The sequence below is a fragment of the Streptomyces sp. SD15 genome (assembly GCF_054462255.1).
In genome coordinates this window covers 292,718-312,314 of sequence record NZ_JBTLMO010000004.1, presented here as the reverse complement: position 1 = coordinate 312,314, position 19,597 = coordinate 292,718, and the positions used below count along the sequence as shown (strand labels likewise).

Below are 19,597 nucleotides of genomic sequence, written 5' to 3'. Positions count from 1 at the left end.
TCCCGGCATCCCGGCATGCCCGGGCCACGCGGACAGCGATTTCGCCACGGTTGGCGATGAGCACCTTGCGCACGATGAACCTCCCCTGACTCCGCTCGGAGTCACAAGACTGTTCGAGCGCGCACTTCCCCTTCAATACGGTCCGTTGCAGGACTGGGTCAGAATCCGCAGACCCGGCGCAGCAGGTTCCGGGAGAGGAAAGAAAAAGGTCAGACATCCGTCAAATAACCGGACCCGGCGGAGGGAACCGCCGGGTCCGGATCGAAAAGGAATGCAGTATTCCGGGGAGGTGCTTTCAGCCGTCCCGCCGGGTTTCGCGGGACCGGGAGGCGGCGGTCGCTCAGGCGCTCTGGAGGGTTTTGCGGTACCAGGGCACGGCAGCCGGGAAATCGGCGCCGAAACCGGCGCCGGGTGTGCGGCGCAGGTCGGACCAGAGCGGGGAGCTGTCGAAGACGTGGTCGGTCGTGAACAGGTCGAGTCCGGCCGGGGGTACGCCGTTCTCCCAGAGGACCGCCCTGGCCTGCTCGACGGTGATATCCCCTCCCGGCCACTCGATCCCCGTACACCCGGCGACGGTGCGCAGCAGGGTTTCCACGGGGACAGGCACCGGGTGGGTGGCGTGGTAGACGGACGCGGTCAGGTCGGCGGCGGGGGCGAGCGCGGTGGACACCAGCAGCCCGGCGAGTTCGGTCACGGAGATCACGGACGCCAGGGAGGGCCAGCCCGCCACGGTGCCCGGCAGCGTGCGCAGCAGCCGGGCCAGGCCCGGCACCACCCACGCGTCGCCCTCCCCGTACACCAGATGCGGCCGCAGGACGATGCCGCCGGCCGCGAGAACGGCGTCCTCGGCCGCCGCGCGGGTGAGCGAGGTGGGCGAACCCGGGTTGCGGGTCAGGTCCTCGGGCCGTTCGCCGCGGAAGGTGCCGCGGCCGTAGACGGACGCGGTGCTCAGCTGGACGATGCGCGCGACCCCCGCGCGGCGCGCCTCGTCCACAAGGGCCGCCGTGCCACGGGCGTTGACGGCCTCGTTGGCCTCGACGCTGCCGCCGATCTGCGAGGCGCAGTGGATCACGACGTCGACGCCGTCGCACACCCCGCGTAAGGACGCGGGTTCGGTCAGATCGGCCCGGACGACCTGGGGGCCGGGATCGGGATCGGGATCGGGATTGCGATCAGCATGGGGAGCTGGATCGGACAGTGGGCTGCGGTGCGACATGAGCCTCAAGCCGGCCTGTCGCCGCTCGGCTTCGCGGGTGACGTGACCCCCGACGAAACCGGCCGCGCCACTGATCAGGATGGTGGGCACGGGACACTCTCCTCGGGCTGGGGACATTCTCGGGCACGCGACGTGCACTGCGGCGTGCAATGCGAGATGCAATGCGACGCGCACTGCGACACGCACTGCGGGTTCAGCGACCGCTCGGCTTCAGGACGAGGTCGGCGGTGAACACGGTCTCAGCGTGCTGGGTTCCGCGCACCCGCACCAGTACGCCGTCGTCGGTACTGCGGATTTCGGGGTACGGCTCGATCCAGCACGGGGCGTCGAACTCGGCGTAGCGCGCGAAGTTGCTCTTGAGGCCGAGCAGGAGGGCGTCGGGCAGCCCCGTCGAGACGAGGGCGGCCTGTCGGGCGGCCTCCAGCAGCACCATGCCCGGTATGTGGTCGACGGGGTGGTCGAAGAAGGTGGGGTGGGCGGTGTCGACACGCAGTTCCCAGCGGTTGTCGACGCCGGGCGCGGGCTCGGCGAGCAGGACGTGCCGGTCGTCGGCGTGTCCCACCGCGGCCGGGTCGATCGACGGCGGCGCGACGCGGTCGGTGGTGGTCGGCCGGCCGGCCCGCAGCCTCCGGTGGACGGCCGGACTGGTACAGCTGAAGGCGGCGCCCGCAGTGGCCAGGGCCTGTCCGTCGCGGAGCACTGTGACGTCGTAGCGCATGCCGCCGAGCACGCGGCCCCGGCGGACGATGTCGCGGCAGACCGTGCGCAGTTCGACCTCGGTGGGGGCGGCGCCCGCGACGAGGAGTTCGGGTGCGGTGCTGAAGGACATGTCCCACATCAGGAACTGGTGCCCGAAGGGAACCCCGAACTCGGCGTGCGCGAGCAGGGAACCGATCTGGCGGACGGACTCGATCAGGAGCATCGGATCCTGGTACCCCCCCGAGGGGGTGAAGAAGGAGTGGCTGCGCGGCCACTGGGCGCTGACCGCGAAGACGTCCGGGAGGTCGGGCCCGGCGAGTTCGGCGGCGGCTTCCCAGCCGGTCAGCAGGACTTCGGAGACGGCGGCGCGATGGACGTACTCACGCGGAACCGTCGTGGTCAACCGGGGCTGCAGGGTCCTCGCAGCGGGTCGCGGGGCCCTGGTGGCCACCGCTGCGACCTCGTCTTCGACGGACACACGGGTGGAAGTGATGTACGACATGTAAGGCACTCCTGTCTCGTTCCGAGCAGGGGGCAGCAATCCGTACCGCCGGCAGCCACCCCCCGTGGCCGACGCCGTCTTGCCCCAACAAGATACAGACATGTCTGTAGGGTTTTTCAAGTAAAGCTTTAGTATCCGTCGAGCCGTGACCCGTCACTACCGGCGGGTACGGCACGATCGCGCCACTTGTACCGGCAGATCTCCGAAACCATGCAGACCTGCATGGTTAGAGCCAGAGATGGGCGCTCGACAGCAACGCTTCCCCTCGCTGCAACCTGCCGGAAACATGACCTCGAAACGTCGAATGCCGGTGCATCTATGCAGCTCAGAGCGGGTAGATGGGAGCAGGTACGGGCCGACTCGCGGGGGATTTCGAACGCGTTGACAATCAGACAAGTCTGTTTGCTATCGTCCTCATTGTGAGAGTTCAGCAGTCCGTTCCGTGATGACGAGACTGTGCCTCAGGAGGAGCAGATGAATCGGCAAGCCGTGGATCTACTCGACGCCCGATCGCAGCGCAATCTTCCGCACCGCCCCACGATTCCCCAGCCCGGGCGGCCAGTTGCCTCCCAGGCCGCCACCGACCACCCCGTCCCCGGCCCCCCGGCCGGAGCACTGCGCGTCCTGGTCGTGGAGAACGATGTCAGGGCCGCCGACTCCCTCGTCCAGGGCCTGCTGCGGCAGGGGTACGCCGCATACAGCGTGGCCACCGGCACCAAGGCGCTCCAGGCGCACCGCGACGCCGATCTCCTGCTCCTCGACCTCGACCTGCCCGACCTGGACGGGCTCGAGGTGTGCCGGGGCATCCGGGCGGTCTGCGACACCCCGGTCATCGCCGTCACCGCGCGCGGCTCCGAACTCGACCGGGTGCTCGGACTGCAGGCCGGCTCCGACGATTACCTGGTCAAGCCGTACGGCTTCCGCGAGTTACTGGCCCGGATGGAGGCGGTGATGCGCCGGGTGCGCAAACAGCCGGCCGCCGCCCAGGTCATCACCCATGGGCCGCTGCGCATCGACGTCGGCACCCGGGTGGCCACGCTCAACGGCCGGCAAGTGGACCTGACCCGCAAGGAGTTCGACTTACTCCACCTGCTGGCCTCACAGCCCGGCACCGTGATGCCGCGCCGCCAGCTCATGGCGCAGGTCTGGGACGACACCTGGTCGCACCGCGGCCGCACCATAGACACCCATGTCAGCAGCCTGCGCGGCAAGCTCGGTTCGAGCAGCTGGATCATCACCGTCCGTGGGGTGGGCTTCCGGCTCGGCCATCCGTAGGCCACCGCCCCTCGGCCGCTCGAAGGGCACTCGACGGACGACGGAGGCCCCTTGAGGACCCTTGAGCACCGCTCGAGAACCACTCAAGGGCCACTCAAGGACCGACTGGAAATCGCGTCAAAACGGAGGCAACTCCTCCCGCCCCCTGGCGGCGTGCCGCCTTGCAGATACAATACAGACCAGTCGGTAAAATTCCAGCGGGCGAGAGCGGGACCTGGCATGGCCACACAAGAGCGCGGGACGAGGTCGAGGCACTCGATCCTGGAGTCCGCGGCCCGGGTGTTCGACGAGCGGGGCTACGACGCGGCGAGCACCAACGACATCCTGGCCCGGACGGGCCTCACCCGAGGCGCGCTGTACCACCACTTCCCGTCCAAGGAAGCCATCGCCGTGGCCCTGGTGACCGCGCACAGCGAGGCCCTGGTGGTGCCGGACCAGCCGGTGAAGCTCCAGGCGGTGATCGACCTCACGCTCGAGTTCGCCCAGCGCCTCCAGCGCGACCCGGTGCTGCGCGCCAGTGTGCGCCTCGCCGTCGAGCAGACGTCGTTCTCCCGTCCGCCGCAGACCGCCTACGAGCAGTCCGGTGCGGCCATACTGGCCCTGTTGCGGCAGGCCGAGGACCAGGGCGAGATCCTGCCCGGCGTGGACATCCAGGAAGCCACCTCGACCATCATCGGCGCCTTCACCGGCCTCCAGTTGATGTCCCAGGTCTACAGCAACCGCGAGGACCTGCCCGAACGCATCGGCGCGTTCTGGCGTTTCCTGCTGCCCGGCCTCGCCACTCCGGGCATGCTCGGCCGCCTGCGCACCGCACCGCAGCCGCCCGCCGTGCCGTCCTCGCCGACCCAGGACGCCTGAACCCCCGCCGAGCCCGGGACGCGCCCCCCCACCCTTCCGACCGAGCCGCGAACGGGCTCCGCACGCGGGCCCCCGGACCAGTCCCGTCCCCAACGCCCGTCGTAAGACCCTGGCGTGCCCGAGCCGGACCCCAGCCCCATTCCCTCGGCGTCCGGCCGCACTTCCAGGCCCGCGCGCAGCGTCCACCCCACCCTCGCAGCCGGGCCCGCCCGCCCGCAGCCCCGGCCGAATGCGTGCCACGGCCCTCAGACCCGCTTCTCCCCGACCCACTGCTCTTTCTCCCGCCCCACCGGTTCTCCTCGCTCCTCCCCACCCGGTGAGAACAGCGGGCGCAGCAGTGCCCACAGCCGCTTCGAGGTCTTGGCGTCCCACCACTCGCTGTCGGTGTGCCCCAACGACTCCAGCCCCGCGGCCACCACCACGGCCAGGTCGGCCAGATCCTCCGGCACGGGCACGATGTCCCGATGCGCGTCGATGACGCGCCTGTGGACGAGGGCCAGTACGTCGTCCCGCAGTCGCGGCGGCCCCGCCGACCCGTCCACCGCCAACTGCATGCCCGCCCGGACGAGTTCCTCCGTGCGCAGGGCCTCGCACAGGGCGACGAGGATGCGCTCCGGGGCATCCTCGACCGGGCCGTCGAAGGCCTCGTCCATCAACGCGACGACCCGCTCGTGAGCCTGCTCGTACACGGCGGCCGTCAACTCCGTGGTGGACGAGAAGTGATGGTAGAGGGCACCCCGGCTCACCCCGGCCCGACGGCAGATGTTGACCAGTCCCGCATCGGAGAGCCGGCCGTTCGCTATCAGCTCCGCCGCGGCACGGACGAGAGCCTGACGGGTCTGTTCGGACCGTGTCTGCATCAGGCTGCACCTGCCTATTCCTGCTCTTGGCATGAAGGAGCGCGCGGCTGCCCGGGTAGGCGCCAGCACCAACCGGAATCATACAACCATGCCTGTTTTAGACGACAGCCTTTAGACAGCAGAAGACAGCAGACCTCCATCCAACCCCCATAAATCCTGCAGCTCTTGGCCGCAGACGGACCCTTGACTACCGAGCGGTGCCGTGGTCACACACCACTCGGATCATCCTGCGACTCTTGACAATCAGACAAGTCTGTTTGTTACGTTGAGGGTGGCCACGTTGCCTACGGCACCCGAGCGTCATCCGAGCGTTGAGGAGTCCGATGAGCAGCACGACCGTCCCCGTCGTGGGAAGCGGATTCAGCGAAGCCCTGCACGCAGGTCTCGTCCGGGCAGCGGCCCGCATGTCACCGCGACCGGGCCGCGCCGCCGGGTCGGCCGACACCGCGCTGGGGACCTGGGAGACCGGGGCCGTCCTGGATCGGTTCGCCGCCCGCCTGCCCGCCGTACTCGCCCCCGCCGAGGCGGAGGTCCCCGCGCTGCGCGCCACGCTGGCGGAGTTCGCCCACGCGATCCTGGTACGAGCCACAGCCACAGGCAAAGACTCAGACGCAGGCAAAGACACAGGCACGGGCACGGGCACGGGCAAAGACACAGGCCCAGACCCGAGCCCGGCCGACACCCCGCCGTCCCCCATCGCCCCGTCCCCCATCGCCCCGCCCGCCGCCGCCCCGCACCAGGTGGCCGCCGCGGTCGCCCTGCTCCTGGAGTGCGCACTGCTGCACGTCCTGGAGAACGGCATCGCGCACCACGAGAGCGGACTGCTGCGCGCGGTCGCGGTCGTCCGCCGCCTCGGCGAGGTCGTCCGGGACGCCGGGGACGGGGTGTGGTCCGGCGACGACGGCCGCGGCGAGCGCCGCCGGCTGGCGCGGCAGCTGCACGACGAGCTGGGCGGCGCCCTGTCCGACGCCCGCCTCGGCCTGGACGCCGCCGCGACCTGCGCCCCCGGCCCCCACACGGCCCATCTCGCCACCGCGATAAGGGCGTTGACCGAGGCTGCCCAGGAGAACCAGGCGCTCATCGACGGGATGCGCCGCCGCGGCGACCTGCCACCGTTGCGCGAGGCCCTGGAGACCTTCCTGGCCGGCCCCCGTCCCCGGGACGGCCTGCGGATCCAGACCTCCGTCGAGGTCATCGGAGACGAGCGGACCCTCTCCGAGCTGCATCGGGTGGAGATCTACCTCGCGCTGCGCGAGGCCCTGCGCGACCGCCTGGCACGCTCGGGCGCGCGGCGCGTGGACACCGTCGTACGCGTCACCAGGCGCTGGCTGTACGCGAAGGTGACCGACGACGGCCACCGGCCCGCGGCCGACTCCGCCGAGGCCCTGCGCTCCCTCACCGACCGGATCGAGGACCTCGGCGGCCGTACGGGCATCACCCCGGGCACCCCCACCGGCACCCTGCTGGAAATCCATCTGCCGCTGCGCCGCCACCCCTGAACAACCGCCCCCATCCCATATGGACCACATCAGCGGAATACGTCGGCGGAAGCGCCGGTTGGGGCCGCTGTGCCGTCCAAGTGGCGCGGCACAGCACGCACACGGAGGGGACTCGGAGCTGATGGACGACGTCACGACGGTGGATCACGGAAGTTCCCTGAAGGACGCGGTGGGACGGTACGGCGTGTGGAGTGTCGGGCTGCGTTCGGAGGAACCGGCACAGCGCGGCGAGATCGCCGAGGCCGCGGCCGAACTCCAGGAACTCGGCTTCGGCGCCGCATGGCTGGGCGGCAGCAGCGGTGTGCGGCACGCCGTACCGCTCCTCGACGCGACCTCACGGCTCGTCGTGGCCACCGGCATCCAGAGCATCTGGCAGTACGAGGCGACCGACACCGCGGCGCGCATCGCCGAACTGGACGCGGCCCATCCCGGTCGCTTCCTGCTCGGTCTCGGGGTGAGCCACGCGAAACTGACCGACCAATACCGCCGCCCCTACTCGTCCATGGTCGACTATCTGGACGCCCTGGACGCCGCCGGGTTGCCCGACCGGCGCCGGGTCCTGGCCGCCCTCGGCCCGAAGATGCTGAAGCTGTCGCGCGACCGCGCCGCCGGCGCGCACCCCTATCTGGTCACCCCCGAGCACACCGCCCTGGCCCGCGAGACCCTGGGCGACGCCCCCCTGCTCGCGCCGGAGACGAAGGTCGTCCTGGAGGCGGACCCGGACCGCGCCCGCTCGACCGCCCGCGGCAGCATCGCCCTCTACCTGGGACTGCCGAACTACACCAGCTCTCTTCTGGAGCTCGGTTTCACCGAGGACGACTTCGCGGACGGCGGCAGCGACCGCCTCGTCGACGCACTCGTCGCCTGGGGCGACGAGGACCGGATCCGCGCGAGGATCGACGCCTTCCACCAGGCCGGCGCGGACCACGTGGCCCTGCAAGTGGTCGACGACCAGCCCCGCGATGCCCTGCACCGCCCCCAATGGCGCCGCCTGGCCGACCTGCTGACCTGACGACGGCTTCCGGCAGCGCGGGTTCGTCACGCCGTCCCACCCTCGGCCCTCCAGCCGAGGCCGAGGGTGGGACGGAGGGCACCCGGCCTCACGCCCTCAAGTAGGCGAGAACCGCCAGCACCCTGCGATGGGTCTCGTCCGCGGGCGGCAGGTCCAGTTTGCTGAGGATGCCGCCGATGTGCTTGCCCACGGCCGCCTCGGACACCACCAGTTCGCGTGCGATCGCGCCGTTCGACCTGCCCTCCGCGATCAGGGCCAGCACCTCCCGCTCGCGCGGGGTGAGCCGCTCCAGCGGATCGCGGCGCCGGCGCAGCAGTTGACGTACGACTTCGGGGTCGACGACGGTGCCGCCGTCCGCGACCTCGCGCAGGGCGTCCACGAACTGCTCGACCTGCCCGACCCGGTCCTTCAGCAGATAGCCGATGCCCGATCCGTCGCCGGAGTCCAGCAGTTCGGAGGCGTACGTCCGCTGCACATACTGACTGAGTACCAGGACGGGCAGTGTGGGCCGCTTCTCGCGCAGTCGCACCGCCGCGTGCAGTCCCTCGTCCTGGAACCCCGGGGGCATGCGCACATCCGTCACGACGATGTCGGGGGCGTGCTCCTCGACCGCGGCGATCAGAGCCGGGGCGTCCCCGACGGCCGCGACCACCTCGTGGCCACAGCGGCCGAGCAGGCCGACGATCCCTTCCCGCAGCAGCACGCTGTCCTCGGCCAGTACCACCCGGAGCGGTCGATCCGTCAGCAAGGAATTCGGCAAGGAATCTCCACACGCAACAGGGTCGGTCCACCCGGCGGACTGGACAGGGAAAGTCTGCCATCCAGCACCGACACCCGGTCCGCGAGTCCGGTCAGCCCGCTGCCGGCCCCGGCGTCCGCGCCACCCCGGCCGTCGTCACGTATCCACAGGAACAGACGCCCGTCACGATGCCCCCCGCTCACCTCCGCGCGGCCGGCCCCGCTGTGCTTGGCGATGTTGGCGAGAGCCTCGCAGACCACGAAGTACGCGGCGGCCTCGACCGCTTGGGGCAGCCGTCCGGGCAGCTCCAGGTCGACGTCCACGGGTACCGCGGAACGGTCCGCGGCGTCGGTGACCGCCGCGTGGAGTCCGTAGTCCGCGAGGACCTTGGGGTGGATACCGTGGATGAGTTCGCGCAGCTCCGCGAGTACCTTGCCCGCCTCCTCATGGGCCTTGGCCAGCTGGTCGGCGACCGGCCCGGGCGGCGCGTCCAGGCGGGCCAGGCCGAGCGTCATCGTCAGCGCCACCAGCCGCTGCTGCGCCCCGTCGTGCAGATCGCGCTCGATACGCCGCCGCTCCGCCTCGAAGGCGTCCACCAACCGGACGCGGGAACGCGTCAGTTCCACGACCTTCGCCCCCAGATCGCCCTCGCGCGGGGCGATCAGCAGACGCGTCAGTTCCGCCCGGGCACCGGCCACGACTCCCAGGACATAGGCGCCCAGGGCAAGAAGGACGAGCCCGAGCACGGCAACACCGAAGGCCGCCGGCCAGGTGGTGACCGTCCACAGCTTGAGCACCTTGGTCTCCTGGCCGTCGCCGACCGTGGCCATCAGCAGCGGGGCCGCGGTCATGGACAGCGGGAAGAGCAGGCCGACCGTGATCGCGAGGGCGTCGACCGGCCACAACAACCCCGCGAACAGCAGGGCGTACCCGAGCTCCCGCCAGGTCGCCCGCTCCCGCAGGCGTGTCGACGACCAGGACCACCACCCCGTGGCGGCGGGCTCCTGATGCTGCTCCGGTGCCGGGTCCCGGTCGATCAGCCACAGCCGGCGCCGCTCCACCCGGGCCACCGGGATCCCGGCGAGGGCCACCGCGACGAGCAGCGGAAGCCCCACCAGCACCAGGGAGAGGACGCCGCCGACGGCCGCCGTGGTCACGATCCCCACCAGGGCGACGACACCGGTCAGCACACCGGTGAGCAGATATCCGGCCGAACGCCACGGCCACGCCGACCGTAGGAAGCCCGGCCCGGACATGGCCTGCCACACATTCCGAGGATGCATGGGCGTCACCGTAGAAGGCCCGCACCGGCCGATGCCATCGGTCCAGACGCCGGATCCCAGGTATGCCTGGCCCTACCCCAAGTGTCGCTTCCGCCGCACTGCGCCGCGGTGCCGCCGCGCGGTTTCGTGGAGTCACCCAGCGGACGAGAGAGGCCGAATGAACCACGACGCGATCCAATTGCGCTCCGTCAGCAGGCGGTACGGGACGGGCGACAGCACGGTGACGGCGCTCGACCAGGTCTCGCTCGCCTTCCCCGGGGGAACGTTCACCGCCGTCATGGGCCCCTCGGGGTCGGGCAAGTCGACCCTGTTGCAGTGTGCCGCCGGCCTTGACCGCCCGACGTCGGGAACGGTCACCGTGGGCGGCACCGACCTGACGCAACTGAGCGAGACCCGGCTGACGCTGCTGCGCCGCGAACGCATCGGGTTCGTCTTCCAGGCGTTCAACCTGCTGCCGTCCCTGACCGCCAAGCAGAACATCGCGCTGCCCCTGCGGCTGGCCGGCCGCCGCCCCTCCAAGGCCCGGGTGCGCGCGGTGCTCGAACAGGTCGGCCTCGGCGACCGGGCCCGGCACCGGCCCACGGAGCTGTCCGGCGGCCAGCAGCAGCGCGTCGCCCTGGCCCGTGCCCTGATCACCCGCCCCGAGGTGCTCTTCGCCGACGAGCCGACCGGGGCCCTCGACTCGGGGACCAGTCGTGAGGTGCTGGCGCTGCTGCGCGGCATGGTCGACGGCGAGGGCCAGACGATCATCATGGTCACGCACGACCCGGTGGCCGCCTCGTACGCCGACCGCGTCGTCTTCCTCGTCGACGGACGGGTCAACGGCGAGCTGATCGGAGCGAGCGCCGACGACATCGCCGCGCACATGACCAAGCTTGAGGCCGTGCCGTGCTGAGCGTCGCCCTGCGCACCCTGCGCACCCGCTGGATCACCTTCGTCGGCAGCTTTGTCGCCCTCTCGCTGGGCGTCGCCCTGATCGCCGTGATGGGCCTGGCCCTCGCCTCGTCACTGGACGCGCCCGACCGGAAGCCGGAACGGTTCGCCGCCGCGCCCGTCGTGGTCAAGGGCGCGGACACCCTGCGCGTGCCCACCGCGATCGGCGACCGGGTGCAGCGGCTCGCCCAGCCGCGTGCCGTGCCTCCCGCGACCGTCGCGAAGCTGAGGGAACTCGGCACCGTCGTCGAGGACCGGTCCTTCGCCGTACGGGCCCGGGGCGGGCCCGCCGACCTGGTGGGCCACCCCTGGTCCACCGCCGCCTTCGCCCCGTACGCGATCGACACGGGACGCGCGCCCCGCGCCGCCGACGAGGTCGTCGTCAGCGGCGACTGGGCGAAGCCGGGCGACCGCGTACGGACCGACCGAGGCACGGTACGGGTCGTCGGGACCGTACGGACGGCCACCATGGCCGGGCGCGGCTTCGAGAACGCCGTCTTCTACCCGGACGCACGCGCCGCCGCACTGTCGCCGAGCAGCGTCCAGCTCGTCGTGGACGCCGACGCGACGGCCGTACGCGAAGCGGTGCGTACGACGGCACGCGGCGCCGGTGTCCAGGTGCTCACCGACGACGCGCGCCGCTACGCCGACGCGGACCCCGACCGGGACAGCGAGGCCCTCACCGCGATGAACGCCATGTTCGGCACGGCGGGCGGAGTCAGCGCCTTCGTGTCGGTGTTCGTGGTGGCGTCCACGTTCGCGTTCGCGGTCGACCGGCGGCGCCGGGAGTTCGGGCTGCTGCGCATCGCCGGGGCGACCCCGGGGCAGATCCGTCGGACGGTCCTCGCCGAGGCCCTCGTGGTGGGCGTGCTCGCCTCGGCCAGCGGCTGTGTGCTCGGCGCGTACGGTGCGCCGCGGCTGGCCGACCGGGTGGTCGACGGCGGTCTCGCGCCGGGCTGGTTCACCATCGGCGACTCCACCTGGCCGTACCACCTGGCGTTCTGGACGGGCCTGCTCGTCGCGCTGTGCGGCGTCGTGGCCGCCTCCTGGCGTGCGGGCCGCACCGGCCCCGTCCAGGCGCTGCGCGAGTCGTCCGCGGACACCACGACGATGACCCGGGGCCGCCTGCTGTGCGGTACGGCCCTGCTGCTGACCGCCGCCGTGACGCTGGGCCTGGCCCTGGCCGGCGACCCGGGCGACCTGCTGCACCGCAAGACCTACGTGAGCCGGCCGATGCTGCTGATCTCCGCGGTCGCGCTGCTCGCGCCGGCCGTGGTGCGCCCGTTGACCCGGCTGCTGGCCTGGTTGCCGGCCCAGTTGCCGGGGGCCGGCGGCCTGCTGGTGCGGGAGAACGCCGCCGCCGGGGTGCGGCGCACCGCCGCCATCGCGGCACCCGTCCTGGTCACCGTCGCCCTCGCGGGCTCGCTGCTGGGGGCCACCGCGACGCTGAACGAGGCCAAGGCCACCGAGACGCGCGAGCGGACGGCCGCCGCCTTCGTCGTCACCCCGGCGAGCGACGCGGGCTTCGACGCGGCCACGCTGCGAGAGCTGCGCGAGGTGCGTGGCGCGGTCGTGTCCGTGACCGCGTCGAGCGCCGTCCACGTGCTGACGGACGGGGTGGCGCTGATCAGGTCCGAGGCCCGTGCCGCGGACCCCGGCCCGCTCGGCGCCACCACCCGGCTGCCGATCGGGGCCGGGAGGGTGAGCGACCTCGACGACGACTCGATCATCGTCAACGAGGAGTGGCAGCGGCACACAGTGGGGCAGCGAGTGCGGGTGTGGCTCGGGGACGGCACGGAGAAGTCGCTGCGGATCGCCGCGGTCATGGCCACGGGCACCGGCGACAACGGCGTCTACGTCACCCCGCGCAACGCCCCCGGCGCGAGCGCCGACCGGGTCGACGTCGCCCTCGCCGACGGCGCCGACGCGGACGCCGTGGCCGCCGGACTGCGGGCCGCGGTGGACACCTCGGGCGGGCAGGTCCTCACCAAGACCCAATGGGTGCGGGCGAGTCACCCCGAGGCGAACCGGACGACCCGGACGGGCTTCCTGCTGGTCCTCGGCATCGCCCTCCTCTACACCGGCATCTCCCTGGCCAACACCATGGTCATGGCGACCTCCGACCGGATCCGCGACCTGGCCGTGCTGCGGCTGGCCGGAGCCACCCGGTGGCAGGTGCTGCGGCTGGTGGGCGCCGAGGCGCTGATGGTGGTGGCCGTCGGCGGAATCCTGGGACTCCTCGTCGCCGGGCTCAACCTGATGGGCATGTGCGGCGCCCTGGGCCTGCTGTCGGTGCGGACCACGATCGAGACTCCCTGGGCGGCCATCGGCGGGACGATGGGCGCCTGCGCGGTGATCGCCGTGGTCTCGTCCGTCGTCCCCGCCGCACTCGCCCTGCGCCGCCGGGCGGTGCAACTGGCGGGCGTTCGGGCAAGGCCGTGAAGTTACGGCGTTGTGCCTGATCGCAAGGTCGGCTGTGGATCTCGCGGTTGGGCGGACGCAGGAAGCGGAGCTCCGGTAGAACGGCTTGTCCTCCAAGACGAGTCGTTCACCACGGGAGCTTCGCTGTCCGGTCAGTGTGACCCACGAGATCGCGGTACCCGAAGGTCTCTTCGCGCCGGGCCACCTGGGCGAGTTGACCCAGCTCGTGCTGAACCCCGTGCGATACCCGGGTGGGAGGCCGCCTTCCTCTCACCGCCACCGGCGTGGGCCTGGTGCTGCTCGCCTTCGCGCCGTCGGCCGTCCAGGACCTCTCCCATCGGCTCGCTGAGGACGGCGGTCGGGCCATGCCCTCCAGAGGTGCGGATGCACGTCGGTGAAGGCACCGGGCAGTCGCTGCAGCAGGGCATGTGACACCTCTTGCCACCGGCGTCGCCGTGTCGGTCGCCGTCGTGCCGGATCACCGGCGGGGCGTGCGGGCCGGAGGTCAGATGTCCCACCAGTCGAAGGAATGGGTGGGCACGTGCATGCCGCAGGCACGATCGAGGCGGACCAGTTGGCCGCGGTGGAAGATCAAGGGTTTGCGGGGGCCGCCGGCCGCGGCCAGACGCTGCACTCGGCCCACCACCGCTACGTGGTCGCCTGCGGGGAAACTGTCCTCCACGTCGCACTCGATCCAGGCCGCCGCCCCGCCGAGGCGCGGAGCCGCCTGGTCCGTCAGTTCCCAGTCGCCGGTGGCGAACCGATTGGCCGAGCGGCCTGCGAAGGCCGCGCACACCTGCTGCTGGTCTTCGGCCAGCACGTTCACGCAGAAGTGCCCTGAGCGGATGATCGCCTCTGCGCTGGCTGACTGCCCGCCGCAGTAGAAGACCACGAGAGGCGGGTCGAGGGAGACGGAGGTGAAGCTGCCTACCGTGACGCCCACCGGGCCCTGCGGCGTCATGGCGGTCACCACGCACACCGAGGTCGGCACATGGCCGAGTACGCGGCGGAACACCGCGGGCTCGGCCGTGGCGGCGGTCAGGTCTGTTGCGGCAAGAGCGGTTGCGGACACAGCAATCTCCAGGAGAGCGGGAGCCGGACCATGCGCCGCCTGCCGTGGCTCGCGGCGTCGGCGGCGCGGGTTTCGCTCCAGTGAATCCACGGTTACCTCCGCATGGCATTGGGCTGGGCGGCCAAGTCGGGCGCACGACTTCGGGCCACGGAGTCAAGTTGTCGCCGAACTGGTCCGGCGGCCCAACCGGCAAGAGGAACTCTGCGGTCCCGGACACACGACAGCGATGCGGACCGGGCGTGGAATGCCGGTAGCGGCACCTCGCCACGTGAGGTGCGCCACATGAGCCGCGAAAATCCGGAGGACCCCATGACCACGACCGCATCCGCCCCGCAGGCGACCGCCGCGTCCGCCGCGGCGCTGAAGGAGAGTGCTGCGGCACTGGTGCCCTTGCTGCGCGAGAACGCCGCCCGCACCGAAGCGGACCGCAAGGTGGCCGAGGAGAACATCGCGGCCCTGTCCGAGGCGGGGCTGTTCCGGTTGACCGTGCCGCGGCGCCTTGGCGGTCACGAGGCCGACATAAGGACCTTCCTGGAGGTCACCTCCGAGCTCGCGCGCGGATGTGGTTCCACGGCCTGGGTGGCAACGCTGATCAACGTCTGCAACTGGATGGCCGGCCTCTACCCGGAGCGGGCCCAGCAGGAGGTGTGGGGCGAGAACCCCGACGCGCGGGTGTGCGGAGTGCTCGCCCCCAGTGCCACCAGCCGGGCCGTCGAGGGCGGACTGGTCGTCACCGGGCGCTGGGGCTTCGCCTCGGGCAGCCTGCACTCCCAGTGGGCGTGCCTCGGCATCCCCGTCGTGGACGCCTCCGGACAGCAGATCGACCAGGGCTCCGCTCTCATCCCGATGGAGGAGCTGACGATCGAGGACACCTGGTATGTGGCCGGCATGCGGGGCACGGGCAGCAACACCCTCGTCGCCGACGAGGTCTTCGTACCGGCGCACCGCATCCTGTCGGTGACCCAGGGCGTGCAGGGTACCTATTCGACCGAACGCAAGGACGAGGCGCTGTACCGCTCGGCGCTGGTTCCGGTGCTCGCGCTGGTGCTGGCGGGCCCGCAGGTGGGCCTGGCGCAGGCCGGCATGGACGTGGTCACCGCCTCCCTCGCCAAGGGCAGGGGCATCTCCTACACCTTCTACGAGCGCGCCAGTGACGCCCCGTCCACGCAGATCCAGCTGGCCGAGGCGGCCCAGCTGATCGACACCGCCCGCCTGCACCTGATGCGGGCCGCGGACGACATCGACAGCTGGGCTGCCCGCGGAGAGTACATGCCGTTCGAGACCCGGGCCCGGGTGCGGATGGACACCGGCTACGTGGCCCGCCGCTCCCGTGAGGCCCTCGATCTGCTGCTGAGCATCCAGGGCGCCGGCAGCTTCGCCGAGGCCAATCCGCTGCAGCGGATCTGGCGGGACCAGGAGACGGGCAGCCGGCATGCGGTGATCAACCCGGCCATCGCCGGTGAGTTGTACGGGCGGGCGCTGCTGGGCATCGAGGAGCAGGTCACTCCCCTGATCTGAGCGAATCAGCCGTAATCGTCAGGAGCGCCGGGAAGCACCGTCATGCGAGTCATCTTCCTCCGGTCGGAGCACGGCGGGGCCCAGCGTCTGCGCGGCCTCCAGGGCGGTCATCAGCTCGGGCAGTCGGTCCGTCAGGTCGTGCCCGAGCAGTTCCTGAGCACGCTTGACCCGGTAGGTGACGGTGTTGCGCGCCACGTGCAGCTGCGCCGCGGCGACCGTCAGGCTCCGCTCGTTGCGCAGGTACAGGCGCAGCGTCCGGCGCAATTGGCCCGCGTGCCGGCTGTCCGCCGCCAGCGCCCCCAGCTCGTCACTCACGAAGCGGCGCAGGGCGGGCAGGTCGGCCGAGACCAGGGCCGCCAGCCCGACATCCGGGTAGTCGACGACCGAGCCCGTGCTGCCGGGGTTGAGCTGCATGACTCGGACCGTGTGCTGGGCGTCCTCATGCGACTGGCGGAACCCCGGCAGCCCGTGCCGTACCGAGCCGCAGGCGAAGCGGATGCCTTCCTGGTACGGCAATTCACCCGGCGTGCCGGTCGGGGGCGCGGCGTGCGGTTCTCCCCACGCCCACACAGTGGTCCGGCCGGTGGGGATGACCAGGGTCGACGTGCAGCCGCGCCGGTGCAACAGTTCGGCCGCCGCCCGCTGCAGATCGCCGGCGGCGTCCGCGGTCGGGCTGTCACACCAAGCGATGACGGCGAGATGGCGGCCCTCCAGCCGGTAGGCGAGGAGCTCACTCGCGTCTTCCTGCCGTACCGGTTGACCGCCGAGAATCAAGCGGACGGTCTCCTCGCGGGCTGCGGCGCCGCTGGTGAGCCAGCGGTCGTGCTCGGCCAGGTACTCGGCGGTCATCCGCGAGGAGAACTCGTCGACAAAGCCGAAGAGCAGCTCGGAGACGCGGCGGAACTGCTCCGCGCGTTCGGGCAGCGGCACGATTTCCTGGCACGCGGCCATCAGGGCGTTCGTCAGCGCAGCGTGGGAGACGCGGATGCCGCGCAGCACCTTGTCCAGGCCGAGGCGCCTGCGAGCGAACTCGCGGTCTCCCAGCAGGGATTCCTCTGGGATAACCCGGTCGGCCGCAGGGTCGGCCAGCAGGAGCAGCGCGTACAGCGTCGCGGCTTCGGTCCCCATCCGGAGCGTTTCGTAGGGCGCCGGTCCGCCTCCCAGTTCGGGAACCTCGTGGATGATGACACGGGCCAGCTCGTCACCGACAGCGATGGCCCAGGCCACGGGCTGGGGGCCGAGGCGGTCGGTCGCCTCGGTGATGCTGTGCGCTGAACTGGCGGGAGTACGCGGCGCGTCCCCACGGCCGGGGGCGAGCCGGTAGATCCAGTCGGCGGGACCGGATGTGTGGTGAGCCGTCATGACGCCGCCCTTGCCGTAGTGAGAGCAGCACGCGCTGCTGTGCCTTGCGGAGCTCCCGTGGTGAACGACTCGTCTTGGAGGACAAGCCGTTCTACCGGAGCTCCGCTTCCTGCGTCCGCCCAACCGCGAGATCCACAGCCGACCTTACGATCAGGCACAACGCCGTAACTTCACGGCCTTGGGCGTTCGGGACTGACCCACCGGCCCGACACCGCAACCGCCAACCCGACGCCAAAGCCGCCAAAGCCGCCAAAGCCGCCAACCGCAGCCGGAGTACCTGGACTACGGCTGGTTCCTGGACGCCGCCGGTCTCACCGAGGTGAACCGGCTGCATGTGGAGGGCAGGCGCGATCGGCAGACCGCCGTCCACGAGGAAATCCTGCGCCGCTCCGACGCCCTGACCGAGGAACTCGGCGAAGCGGCCGCGGCCGTCCTGTTCACCGAGGCCACGAAGACACCCGCCCTGCTCCCGGCCACCGAGCGCATCGTCGTGACCGCGACAAGCACCGGGTGACGGGGGAGCAAGGAACAGGGCCCCGCCCGGTGAGAGCTACCTCACCGCCGGGGTCCTGCCACGCGCCACAGGTACTAGCCGACCGGTCTAGTAGAAGGGGGTCGACCAGTCGTACACTCGCTCCATGGGACGGACCAGCAACGCCCGGGAGAAGATCCTCAGCGTTGCGCAATCGCTGATCGAGCTGCGCGGTTACTCGGCCTTGGGCGTGGCCGAGATCTGCAAGACGGCCGACGTGCCCAAGGGCAGCTTCTACTACTTCTTCGATTCCAAGGAAGCTCTCGGCCTGGCCGTGATCGACGAGCACTGGGCCGATCAGCAGCGCATGTGGACCCGCATTCTGAACAGTGACGAGGAACCGCTCCAGCGGCTGCGTCGGCTGTTCGACGAGACGGAGGCCGGCCAGCGCGCCGGCCGGCAGAGCTGCGGCACCGTCTCCGGCTGCCTGTTCGGGAACCTCAGCCTGGAGATGAGCAACCACACCGAGGCCATCCGCACGCGGCTGCAGGAGATCTTCGACGCGCAGGTCGAGCTGGTCGACTCGGTCATCGCTGAGGCTCTGGAGCGCAAGGAGGTCTCCGTGACCGACACGCGGGAAGCCGCACGCGCGGTGGTCGCCCAGTTGGAAGGGCAGGTGTTGTTCGCCAAGCTCTACAACAACACCCAGCGGCTCGGCGCCCTGTGGGCGAACTGCCTGGCCCTGCTCGGTGCTCACGCACCGCGAGAAGCCGTCGCAGGCGTCTGAGGCCGGCTGCTGAACGGCCGATCAGGAATTTTTGAGGTCGACGACGGCTTCGGCGAAAGCTTCGGGGGCTTCCTGCGGCACGTGGTGACCTATGCCCTACAGCGTCCGGTGATCGTATTCACCCGTGAAGTGGTCGCGATACCCGGCGCCGTCTCCGGTTGTCGCGGTATTCGGTATCGGGGACACGGCTGACGATCCGCCCGTGTCTTCGTCCCGGGCTTTCGTCCCGTGGCTTCGTCCCGGGTTCTCGTCACTCGCCTCGCCAGATGTTGTCGAAGGCCGCCTCTTCGATGTGTCGCCGCTGCCGTACGGCTTCCAGTTCCGTCACCGCGTTGTTGACGGCAGCCAGTACGGTCACGACCGCGTCGCCGGGGAGACCCGCAGCCTCTTCGGCCGGCTCGTGGTGGATACCCACTGCGGCCGCGAGGCCGGCGAGGACGGGCTCGCCCGACGTCCAGCGGTCGGCTGCCTGGCGACGGGCCGATGAATCCGCCAATGCCGTTCGGCCGCTCCGGAGGGGAATCCAGCGGTTGCGTCGCCGGGTGACCTGACCTTCCGCTTCCAGAACGGCGAGATAGGCCGCGGCCAGACCACGGCCTCGGCGCCACAACCACTCCTCGACGGTCTCGTACGGCGCCTGCCGGGTGAGCGACGACGACGCCTCGTCCAACAGGCGATCACCCGTGGCCCACTGCGGGCCGGGCACGATGTGGTCGTCGTCCAGGACGAGAGCCTGGGCGTCGATGAGGTCGACCAGTTCGGCTCCCGCGAGGGCCAGCGACAGGTCGCCGTTCTCGACGGGACGGCTCGACGCGACGTCCAGGGCGGTGATCAACAGGTCCTGTGATGTGGTCATGGCGGGCTCCGCGTCAGATTCATCGGTGGCGAGATGTCCCGGTCGGATTCACCGGTGGTGATATGTCACGATCAGAGTCATCGGTGGCGATACGTCGCGTAGACGCAGGGTCCGGCCTGGCACCGGAGGCCGAGGCCGGCGGGCGGCACGGCCGGCCGAGCACCGCGGACGGAGTCCGGCGACCGGAGCCGCGACGGTTGGCGGCTGCGACATCCTCAGGCACCCCACCTCCT

The 19,597-nt window shown here is 71.0% G+C and carries 18 protein-coding genes and 1 pseudogene; 9 read left to right on the top strand and 10 right to left on the bottom strand.

The annotated features are described in order from the left end of the window. The 3 genes from ACX28W_RS06465 to ACX28W_RS06455 all read right to left on the bottom strand — a co-directional run. A partial coding sequence (locus ACX28W_RS06465) for a biotin carboxylase N-terminal domain-containing protein (RefSeq protein WP_308314144.1) occupies nt 1-73 on the bottom strand: 73 nt, incomplete at its 3' end. Between the two features lie 267 nt (nt 74-340). Next, nucleotides 341-1,306, bottom strand: a complete 966-nt coding sequence (locus ACX28W_RS06460) for an NAD-dependent epimerase/dehydratase family protein (RefSeq protein WP_458997759.1) — start codon at nt 1,304-1,306, stop codon at nt 341-343. Nucleotides 1,307-1,409: 103 nt separating this feature from the next. Further along, entirely contained in the window at nt 1,410-2,417 is a 1,008-nt protein-coding gene (locus tag ACX28W_RS06455; RefSeq protein ID WP_458997758.1) for a ScbA/BarX family gamma-butyrolactone biosynthesis protein, read from the bottom strand. Between the two features lie 474 nt (nt 2,418-2,891). Here ACX28W_RS06455 and ACX28W_RS06450 point away from each other — a divergent pair, with 474 nt between their 5' ends. Together ACX28W_RS06450 and ACX28W_RS06445 are read left to right on the top strand one after the other, a co-directional pair. Beyond that, complete coding sequence (locus tag ACX28W_RS06450) at nt 2,892-3,692, top strand: response regulator transcription factor (protein ID WP_458997757.1); 801 nt, start codon at nt 2,892-2,894, stop codon at nt 3,690-3,692. A gap of 219 nt (nt 3,693-3,911) precedes the next feature. Further along, entirely contained in the window at nt 3,912-4,550 is a 639-nt protein-coding gene (locus ACX28W_RS06445; RefSeq protein WP_458997756.1) for a ScbR family autoregulator-binding transcription factor, read from the top strand. Nucleotides 4,551-4,795: 245 nt separating this feature from the next. Here ACX28W_RS06445 and ACX28W_RS06440 read toward each other — a convergent pair whose 3' ends face one another. Then, on the bottom strand, nt 4,796-5,410 hold the full coding sequence (locus ACX28W_RS06440; protein WP_458997755.1) for a TetR family transcriptional regulator: 615 nt from the start codon (nt 5,408-5,410) through the stop codon (nt 4,796-4,798). A 323-nt stretch (nt 5,411-5,733) separates the two neighbouring features. Between ACX28W_RS06440 and ACX28W_RS06435 the strand changes: the two genes are divergently transcribed. Both ACX28W_RS06435 and ACX28W_RS06430 read left to right on the top strand, forming a co-directional pair. Beyond that, nucleotides 5,734-6,909 (top strand): sensor histidine kinase, encoded by a 1,176-nt coding sequence (locus ACX28W_RS06435; RefSeq protein ID WP_458997754.1) that lies wholly within the window; start codon nt 5,734-5,736, stop codon nt 6,907-6,909. Between the two features lie 121 nt (nt 6,910-7,030). Beyond that, complete coding sequence (locus tag ACX28W_RS06430; protein ID WP_458997753.1) at nt 7,031-7,921, top strand: LLM class F420-dependent oxidoreductase; 891 nt, start codon at nt 7,031-7,033, stop codon at nt 7,919-7,921. An 88-nt stretch (nt 7,922-8,009) separates the two neighbouring features. On the opposite strand, the gene ACX28W_RS06425 is transcribed toward ACX28W_RS06430, so the two are convergent. After that, nucleotides 8,010-8,669: a response regulator gene (locus tag ACX28W_RS06425; RefSeq protein ID WP_458997772.1), complete on the bottom strand. Its 660-nt coding sequence runs from the start codon at nt 8,667-8,669 to the stop codon at nt 8,010-8,012. Continuing rightward, nucleotides 8,663-9,916 carry a sensor histidine kinase gene (locus ACX28W_RS06420; RefSeq protein ID WP_458997771.1) on the bottom strand — a complete coding sequence of 418 codons (1,254 nt, stop codon included), beginning with the start codon at nt 9,914-9,916 and terminating at the stop codon, nt 8,663-8,665. Before ACX28W_RS06420 ends, ACX28W_RS06425 begins: the two co-directional genes overlap by 7 nt. 184 nt (nt 9,917-10,100) lie before the next feature. Here ACX28W_RS06420 and ACX28W_RS06415 point away from each other — a divergent pair, with 184 nt between their 5' ends. Both ACX28W_RS06415 and ACX28W_RS06410 read left to right on the top strand, forming a co-directional pair. Further along, the gene (locus ACX28W_RS06415; protein ID WP_458997752.1) at nt 10,101-10,838 is read left to right on the top strand and encodes an ABC transporter ATP-binding protein; all 738 of its coding nucleotides are present in this window, start codon (nt 10,101-10,103) and stop codon (nt 10,836-10,838) included. Further along, nucleotides 10,832-13,318: an FtsX-like permease family protein gene (locus ACX28W_RS06410; RefSeq protein ID WP_458997751.1), complete on the top strand. Its 2,487-nt coding sequence runs from the start codon at nt 10,832-10,834 to the stop codon at nt 13,316-13,318. Before ACX28W_RS06415 ends, ACX28W_RS06410 begins: the two co-directional genes overlap by 7 nt. Nucleotides 13,319-13,802: 484 nt before the next feature. On the opposite strand, the gene ACX28W_RS06405 is transcribed toward ACX28W_RS06410, so the two are convergent. Beyond that, on the bottom strand, nt 13,803-14,369 hold the full coding sequence (locus ACX28W_RS06405) for a flavin reductase family protein (protein ID WP_458997750.1): 567 nt from the start codon (nt 14,367-14,369) through the stop codon (nt 13,803-13,805). 309 nt (nt 14,370-14,678) lie between these two features. Between ACX28W_RS06405 and ACX28W_RS06400 the strand changes: the two genes are divergently transcribed. Beyond that, entirely contained in the window at nt 14,679-15,887 is a 1,209-nt protein-coding gene (locus tag ACX28W_RS06400) for an acyl-CoA dehydrogenase family protein (protein WP_458997749.1), read from the top strand. A gap of 18 nt (nt 15,888-15,905) precedes the next feature. Here the strand turns inward: ACX28W_RS06400 and ACX28W_RS06395 are convergent, their stop codons facing one another. Continuing rightward, nucleotides 15,906-17,249 carry a PucR family transcriptional regulator gene (locus tag ACX28W_RS06395; protein WP_458997748.1) on the bottom strand — a complete coding sequence of 448 codons (1,344 nt, stop codon included), beginning with the start codon at nt 17,247-17,249 and terminating at the stop codon, nt 15,906-15,908. A gap of 319 nt (nt 17,250-17,568) precedes the next feature. On the opposite strand from ACX28W_RS06395, the gene ACX28W_RS06390 reads away from it, so the two are divergent. Together ACX28W_RS06390 and ACX28W_RS06385 are read left to right on the top strand one after the other, a co-directional pair. Continuing rightward, the gene (locus ACX28W_RS06390; protein WP_458997747.1) at nt 17,569-17,763 is read left to right on the top strand and encodes a hypothetical protein; all 195 of its coding nucleotides are present in this window, start codon (nt 17,569-17,571) and stop codon (nt 17,761-17,763) included. A gap of 124 nt (nt 17,764-17,887) precedes the next feature. Then, nucleotides 17,888-18,508, top strand: a complete 621-nt coding sequence (locus tag ACX28W_RS06385; RefSeq protein WP_458997746.1) for a TetR/AcrR family transcriptional regulator — start codon at nt 17,888-17,890, stop codon at nt 18,506-18,508. A 21-nt stretch (nt 18,509-18,529) separates the two neighbouring features. Here the strand turns inward: ACX28W_RS06385 and ACX28W_RS06380 are convergent. Then, nucleotides 18,530-18,682, bottom strand: a pseudogene (locus tag ACX28W_RS06380) (alpha/beta hydrolase); the annotation flags it as partial. A gap of 76 nt (nt 18,683-18,758) precedes the next feature. Beyond that, on the bottom strand, nt 18,759-19,364 hold the full coding sequence (locus tag ACX28W_RS06375; RefSeq protein WP_458997745.1) for a GOLPH3/VPS74 family protein: 606 nt from the start codon (nt 19,362-19,364) through the stop codon (nt 18,759-18,761). Between the last annotated feature and the right edge of the window lie 233 nt (nt 19,365-19,597).

Bases quoted from the DNA above. Each gene is read 5' to 3' on its own strand.
- ACX28W_RS06455 (WP_458997758.1), bottom strand. From the start codon at position 2,417: ATGTCGTACATCACTTCCACCCGTGTGTCCGTCGAAGACGAGGTCGCA.
- ACX28W_RS06450 (WP_458997757.1), top strand. From the start codon at position 2,892: ATGAATCGGCAAGCCGTGGATCTACTCGACGCCCGATCGCAGCGCAAT.
- ACX28W_RS06445 (WP_458997756.1), top strand. From the start codon at position 3,912: ATGGCCACACAAGAGCGCGGGACGAGGTCGAGGCACTCGATCCTGGAG.
- ACX28W_RS06440 (WP_458997755.1), bottom strand. From the start codon at position 5,410: ATGCAGACACGGTCCGAACAGACCCGTCAGGCTCTCGTCCGTGCCGCG.
- ACX28W_RS06435 (WP_458997754.1), top strand. From the start codon at position 5,734: ATGAGCAGCACGACCGTCCCCGTCGTGGGAAGCGGATTCAGCGAAGCC.
- ACX28W_RS06430 (WP_458997753.1), top strand. From the start codon at position 7,031: ATGGACGACGTCACGACGGTGGATCACGGAAGTTCCCTGAAGGACGCG.
- ACX28W_RS06420 (WP_458997771.1), bottom strand. From the start codon at position 9,916: ATGTCCGGGCCGGGCTTCCTACGGTCGGCGTGGCCGTGGCGTTCGGCC.
- ACX28W_RS06415 (WP_458997752.1), top strand. From the start codon at position 10,101: ATGAACCACGACGCGATCCAATTGCGCTCCGTCAGCAGGCGGTACGGG.
- ACX28W_RS06400 (WP_458997749.1), top strand. From the start codon at position 14,679: ATGACCACGACCGCATCCGCCCCGCAGGCGACCGCCGCGTCCGCCGCG.
- ACX28W_RS06395 (WP_458997748.1), bottom strand. From the start codon at position 17,249: ATGACGGCTCACCACACATCCGGTCCCGCCGACTGGATCTACCGGCTC.
- ACX28W_RS06385 (WP_458997746.1), top strand. From the start codon at position 17,888: ATGGGACGGACCAGCAACGCCCGGGAGAAGATCCTCAGCGTTGCGCAA.
- ACX28W_RS06375 (WP_458997745.1), bottom strand. From the start codon at position 19,364: ATGACCACATCACAGGACCTGTTGATCACCGCCCTGGACGTCGCGTCG.